The sequence below is a fragment of the Burkholderia sp. HMSC10F09 genome (assembly GCF_001806955.1).
GTDB classification, from domain to species: domain Bacteria; phylum Pseudomonadota; class Gammaproteobacteria; order Burkholderiales; family Burkholderiaceae; genus Burkholderia; species Burkholderia multivorans.
In genome coordinates this window covers 1-5,770 of the sequence record NZ_KV786806.1, presented here as the reverse complement: position 1 = coordinate 5,770, position 5,770 = coordinate 1, and the positions used below count along the sequence as shown (strand labels likewise).

The following is a 5,770-nucleotide window of genomic DNA, read 5'->3' as shown; positions in this document are numbered from 1 at the left end:
CGCGGCGGGCGCGGCCGCGATGCCGGCCGCCGCGCAGCTGCGGCCGACCGACCCGACCGTCGTGCCCGACTCGTCGACGCAGGCCTTCCAGCGCGCGGACCACCGGATGATGGAAGCGATGGACGCCGCGCGCTATACGGGCGACGCCGATCGCGATTTCGTCTCGCATATGGCGCCGCATCACCAGGGCGCGATCGACATGGCGCAGGTCGAGCTGAAATACGGCAAGGATCCGACGCTGCGGCAGCTCGCGAGCCGCATCGTCGCCGCGCAGCGCGACGAGATCGCGCTGATGGAGCGCTGGCAGAAGGCGCACGGCGCGACGCCGTGAGCGCGCATGGCGACGGCGCCGTCGCGCCTGACCGGAGGTCCCATGGACATCGATGCATTGCTGCTGTCGCGATTCCAGTTCGCCTGGGTGATCGCGTTTCATATCCTGCTGCCCGCGTTCACCGTCGGGCTGTCGTGCTTCATCGCGACGCTCGAGGTGCTGCACTGGGCGACGCGGCGTACGGTGTATCTGCGGCTGTCGACGTTCTGGCTGCGAATTTTCGCGGTGTCGTTCGGCATGGGCGTCGTATCGGGCATCGTGATGCCGTTCCAGTTCGGCACGAACTGGAGCCGGTTCGTCGCGGCGACGTCGAACGTCGTGGGCGGCTTCATGGCGTACGAAGTGCTGACCGCGTTCTTTCTCGAGTCGGCGTTTCTCGGCGTGCTGCTGTTCGGCCGCCGGCGCGTGCCGCCGTGGGCGCATGCGATGTCGGCCGTGCTGGTCGCGCTCGGCACGCTGCTGTCGTCGTTCTGGATTCTCGCGGTGAACAGCTGGATGCAGACGCCGACCGGCTACCGGATCGTCGACGGACGCTTCTATCCGGACAGCATGCTGTCGGTACTGCTGAGCCCGTCGTTCCCGTTCCGGCTCGCGCATACGGTCACCGCGTTTCTCGTCACGACCGCGTTCGTCGTGCTCGCGGTCGGCGCGCACTATCTGCTGCAGCGGCGCGCGCCCGACGAAAGCCGCGTGATGGTCCGCATGGGGCTATGGTTCCTGACGATCGCCGTGCCCGTGCAGATCGCGCTCGGCGACGCGCACGGCCTCAACACGCTGGCACATCAGCCGGTGAAGCTCGCGGCGATGGAAGGGCTGTGGGACACCGGCCGCGGCGTGCGCGCGACGCTGTTCGCGTGGCCCGATCAGGCGCGCGAGACGAATCGCTTCGAGGTGTCGATTCCGCGCCTCGGCAGCCTGTATCTGACGCACGACTGGAACGGGCTCGTGCACGGGCTGAAGGACTGGCCGCGCGACCAGCGGCCGTCGGTGCCGGTCGTGTTCTTCGCGTTCCATCTGATGGTCGGGCTCGGCATCGTGATGCTCGCGATCGTCGTGCGCGGGCTCACGCTGTGGCGCAGACGCAGGCTGTACGCAGCACGCGGCTGGCTGCACGCGTGCCGCCTGGCGATGCCGATCGGCTTCGTCGCGGTGCTCGCGGGCTGGACGACGACCGAAGCCGGCCGGCAGCCGTGGACCGTGTACGGGCTGATGCGCACGGCCGACTCGGTCACGCCGTCGCTGACGACGGGCGACGTCGCGCTGTCGTTCGCGCTCTATGCGATCGGCTATCTGGCGATCTTCGGCGCGGGCTTCGTGCTGCTGCGCCGGCTCGTGCGGCTCGGGCCCGACACGGCGCCCGCGCATGCGGGAACGCCGGGCGCGGCCGTCTCGGAGCGGCCCGCGCGGCCGCTGTCGGCCGTGTCGGACAGCGGCGCGCAACCACCGGGAGCGAATGATGACAGGGCTTGATCTCGTACCGCTGTGGGCCGGTGTGCTCGCGCTGTCGGTGCTGATGTACGTGCTGCTCGACGGCTTCGATCTCGGCGTCGGGATGCTGTTCTTCTGGCGCCGCGACGAAGCGGAGCGCGACCGCATGATCGCGTCGGTATCGCCGGTGTGGGACTTCAACGAAACCTGGCTCGTGCTCGGCAGCACGCTGCTGCTTGCCGCGTTTCCGGGCGCGTTCTCGGTCGTCGTGCCGGGCGTCTACTTTCCCGTGCTGCTGATGCTGCTCGGGCTGCTGTTTCGCGGCGTCGCGTTCGAGTTTCGCGGCGTGGTCGGCGCGCGCAAGCGGCTCTGGAGCGGAGCGTTCGCGTGCGGCTCGCTTGTGGCGACCGCCGCGCAGGGCGCGGTGCTCGGCATGTTCGTGCAGGGCTTTCGCGTCGTCGACGGGCGTTTCGCCGGCACGAGCTGGGACTGGGTCGCGCCGTTTCCGCTGCTGACCGCGGCGGGGCTCGTCGTCGGCTATCTGCTGCTCGGCGCCACCTGGCTCGTGATGAAGACCGAAGGGCCGCTGCAGCTCGCCGCGCGGCGAGCCGCGCGCCACGCACTGATCGGCGTGATCGTGTTCATCGTCGCGGTCAGCATCTGGACGCCGCTCGCCGATCCGGCGATCGCCGCGCGCTGGTTTGCCTGGCCGAACCTGCTGTTCTTCTCGCCGGTGCCGGTGCTGACGGCGCTGCTCGCGTGGCTCGCCTGGCGCGCGCTGCACGGCCGCGGCGAAGTGCTGCCGTTCGTCGCGTCGATCGGGCTGTTCTTTCTCGGCTTCTCGGGACTCACGATCAGCCTGTGGCCGCACGTCGCGCCGCCGTCCGTGACGCTGTGGTCGGCCGCGTCGGCGCAGATGTCGCAGGAATTCCTGATGATCGGCACCGCGTTCATGCTGCCGGTGCTGCTGATGTATGTGGGCTGGTCGTACTGGGTGTTCCGCGGCAAGGTGCGCGGCGACGTCGGGTACGAGCATATGTGACGGCCGCGGCTGCCGCGGCCGACGAAAAGGGGAGACGACGGATGGCAGGTGAACGCGCACGCGACGCGGGCGAAGCGATCGACAGCGTCGCCGACTACATGACGCGCATCGCCGCGCAGGACGACGGCCGCGCCGCGCGGCTCTTTCGCGGGCAGTGCAACGCGGGCTGGGCGCTCGCGCCGAGCATCGCGCGCGGGCGCTCGACGCCCGATATCGAAGCGCGGATGCTCGACGAATTCATGCGCAGTGCGCTGCCGCATCTCGAACCGGCGCCGAATCTCGACGCGTGCGACTGGCTCGCGATCGCGCAGCAGCACGGGATGCGCACGCGCTTGCTCGACTGGTCCGGCAGCGCGCTCGCCGCGCTGTGGTTCGCGGTCAGGAGCGCGTCGGAGGCGGGCGTCGACGGTGTCGTCTGGTGCCTGCGTCACGACGCGGACGACATCGCGACGATCGCCGAGCGGCGCGCGCCGCTCGGTGTCACGCGCACGAAAGTGTTCCGGCCGCGCCATGTGATGCCGCGCATCACCGCGCAGGACGGGTGGTTCACGATCCATAGCTACGACGCCGATGCGCAGTGCTTCGCGCCGCTCGACGAACAGCCGGACTTCGCGGGGCGCCTCACGCGCATCGTCGTGCCGGGCGAGCGGTTCGCCGCGATCCGGCATGAGCTTGCGCGCGTCGGGATTAGCGTCGCGACGATCTTTCCGGATCTCGACGGCATCGCGCAGTGGACCGACACGCGGTACTTCCCGGACGACGAGGATACGCACGCGCCGCGGTGAGGGTGCAGAGGATGCATGCGGCGTGCATACGGCGCATACGGCACGGCGCGCACATCGCGCAAACCATGCAAACCGCCACATCGCATACGCTCCGAACGCCCGCACAGCACGCAGCACGCAGCACGAAGCACGAAGCACGAAGCGCGAAGTGCGAAGTGCGAAGCGCGAAGCGCGAAGCGCGTGGCGCATCGGCGCATCGGCGCATCGGCGCATCGGCCCGGGCATGCCGGTTGCTTCATACAGCGTCGACGCCCGCATCGGGACCGTACCCCGCGCCACTACGTTGCCGCGGCGCGCGGTCCGCGTGCGGGTGCGCTTACTTGTTCCATCCGGGAGGTGTCATGCGCGAAGCGAACGATTCATCCCGCGTCCGGCCGGACGCGGCCGACCGTCACGGGACCGACCGCGCGTCGGCCCCGCATCCCGTCACGCGCGCGTTCGAGCGCTTCGCGTCCGGCGTCACGGCGTGGGCCGGCTCGCCGATCGCGTTCGGCTCGGCCGTCGCCGTGACGCTGCTGTGGCTCGTCAGCGGGCCGCTGTTTCACTATTCCGACGCGTGGCAGCTCGTGATCAACACGGGTACGACGATCATCACGTTCCTGATGGTGTTCCTGCTGCAGCGGAACCAGAACCGCGACAGCGTCGCGCTGCATCTGAAGCTCGACGAACTCGTCGCGGCGACGCGTTCCGCGAGCGACCGGCTGATCGGGATCGAGGATGCGTCGGAGGAGGAGCTGAATCAGCTCGCGCAGGCGTACATGAAGCTCGCGAAGCGGGCGGGCACGCGCGAAGGCCTCGAAGAGGATTGCGCACGCGTGCGCGACATGGCCGACGCGCCGCGGGACGCGTCGTGACGAACGCGCTTTTCGGCACCGCCGCATCGCGCGTGCGCGCCCGACATCCGCATTTTTCAAGCGTTTGTCATTTCGTTCGCCGCGCTGCGAGCGCGTACCGATGAGCGCGACCGAACTCGCGGACGGCTATCTGCGCTTCTTCGTGCTGCCGCTCTGGATCGCGGCCGGCTTCGTCGACTGGCTCTGCCATCGACGCTCGCAGATCGCCTCGACGTCGGGCGTGCGCGAGTCGCTGCTGCATGTCGCGCAGCTCGTCGAGGTCGGCATTCCGCTGCTCGTCGCGCTGCTGTTCGAAATCGATCTGACCGTGCTCGCGCTGATGGCGGCCGGTTTCGTGCTGCACGAGTTCACCGCGCTGGCCGACGTCCGCTTCGCCGTGTCGCGGCGCGACGTGTCGCCGTTCGAACAGCACGTGCATAGCTTTCTCGAAATGATGCCGCTCGTCGCGCTCTCGCTGATCGCGTGGATCGTGCTGCCCGCACGGTTGCGCGACGGCGTGCACGCGGCCGACTTCGCCCTGCGCTGGCGGCCTACCGAGCCGCTTTACATCGTCGTACTGCTCGCGGCCGTGCTCGTGTTCGCGGTGATTCCGTATGCGGAGGAGTGCGTGCGCGGCTGGCGGTATGCGCGGCGGCACGCGGCATCGCGCTGAGTGCTGTCTGGCGTATACCGAGCGCGCGACGCGGATTGCGCCGCCGATGCAGCGCGTGCAGCCGCGGCAGCTTGTGCGGCTCGCGCACGATCGAGGAACGGCGCGTGCTGCGTAGGCGGCGAAGCCCGGCCGTCCCCGGGTATTGCGTACGGTGTTGCCATGGAATCCCAGACTCGTCTGAAACCGCTGATGAATCTTGCTGCGGCCGTCGCATGCGGCGCGGTCGCGATGTACTTTCTCGATCCGGCGTCGGGCCGCCGCCGACGTGCGTACGTCTGCGACAAGGCCGCGGCCGGCGGACACGGCGTCGTCGACTATGCGAGCAATTGCGCGAAACAGGCGACCGATCGCGCGCGCAGTGCGATCGCGGGTCTGCGCGAGCACTGGCAGCCCGAGCATGCGGACGACGCGCTGATCGCGGCGCGCGTGCGCGCCGAACTCGCGCGGCTCACCGGTCGTCCGCACGACATCGACGTGAGCGTCGAGGACGGCCATGTGCGGCTCAGCGGCGCGATCGACGAAGCCGAGCGGCAGGCGATCGTCGACGGCGTGTCGGCCGTCGACGGCGTGCGGACCGTCGACGACGGGCTCGGCACGCGCAGCGAGTACCGCGCCGACGCGGGCGACGGCGCGAGCTGATGCGCCCCGGCGCGGCGGCGTGCGCGACACTTGCGTGCC

Annotated in this window: 7 protein-coding genes; all 7 read left to right on the top strand. The window is 69.7% G+C overall.

All coding sequences use genetic code 11. The features are described 5' to 3' along the window. On the top strand, positions 1-331 hold a 331-nt coding region (locus tag HMPREF3115_RS20050; protein ID WP_371089505.1), incomplete at its 5' end, for a CopM family metallochaperone. A 42-nt stretch (positions 332-373) separates the two neighbouring features. Beyond that, positions 374-1,801, top strand: a complete 1,428-nt coding sequence (locus HMPREF3115_RS20045; protein WP_053298992.1) for a cytochrome ubiquinol oxidase subunit I — start codon at positions 374-376, stop codon at positions 1,799-1,801. Beyond that, positions 1,788-2,801 (top strand): cytochrome d ubiquinol oxidase subunit II, encoded by a 1,014-nt coding sequence (locus tag HMPREF3115_RS20040; protein WP_006405145.1) that lies wholly within the window; start codon positions 1,788-1,790, stop codon positions 2,799-2,801. Before HMPREF3115_RS20045 ends, HMPREF3115_RS20040 begins: the two co-directional genes overlap by 14 nt. Positions 2,802-2,842: 41 nt before the next feature. Continuing rightward, entirely contained in the window at positions 2,843-3,586 is a 744-nt protein-coding gene (locus tag HMPREF3115_RS20035) for an FRG domain-containing protein (protein ID WP_006405146.1), read from the top strand. A gap of 341 nt (positions 3,587-3,927) precedes the next feature. Then, complete coding sequence (locus HMPREF3115_RS20030; RefSeq protein ID WP_006405147.1) at positions 3,928-4,440, top strand: low affinity iron permease family protein; 513 nt, start codon at positions 3,928-3,930, stop codon at positions 4,438-4,440. 100 nt (positions 4,441-4,540) lie between these two features. Continuing rightward, positions 4,541-5,092, top strand: a complete 552-nt coding sequence (locus HMPREF3115_RS20025; RefSeq protein ID WP_006410068.1) for a hypothetical protein — start codon at positions 4,541-4,543, stop codon at positions 5,090-5,092. Positions 5,093-5,251: 159 nt separating this feature from the next. Beyond that, complete coding sequence (locus tag HMPREF3115_RS20020; protein ID WP_045592856.1) at positions 5,252-5,731, top strand: BON domain-containing protein; 480 nt, start codon at positions 5,252-5,254, stop codon at positions 5,729-5,731. The last annotated feature ends 39 nt before the right edge of the window (positions 5,732-5,770 follow it).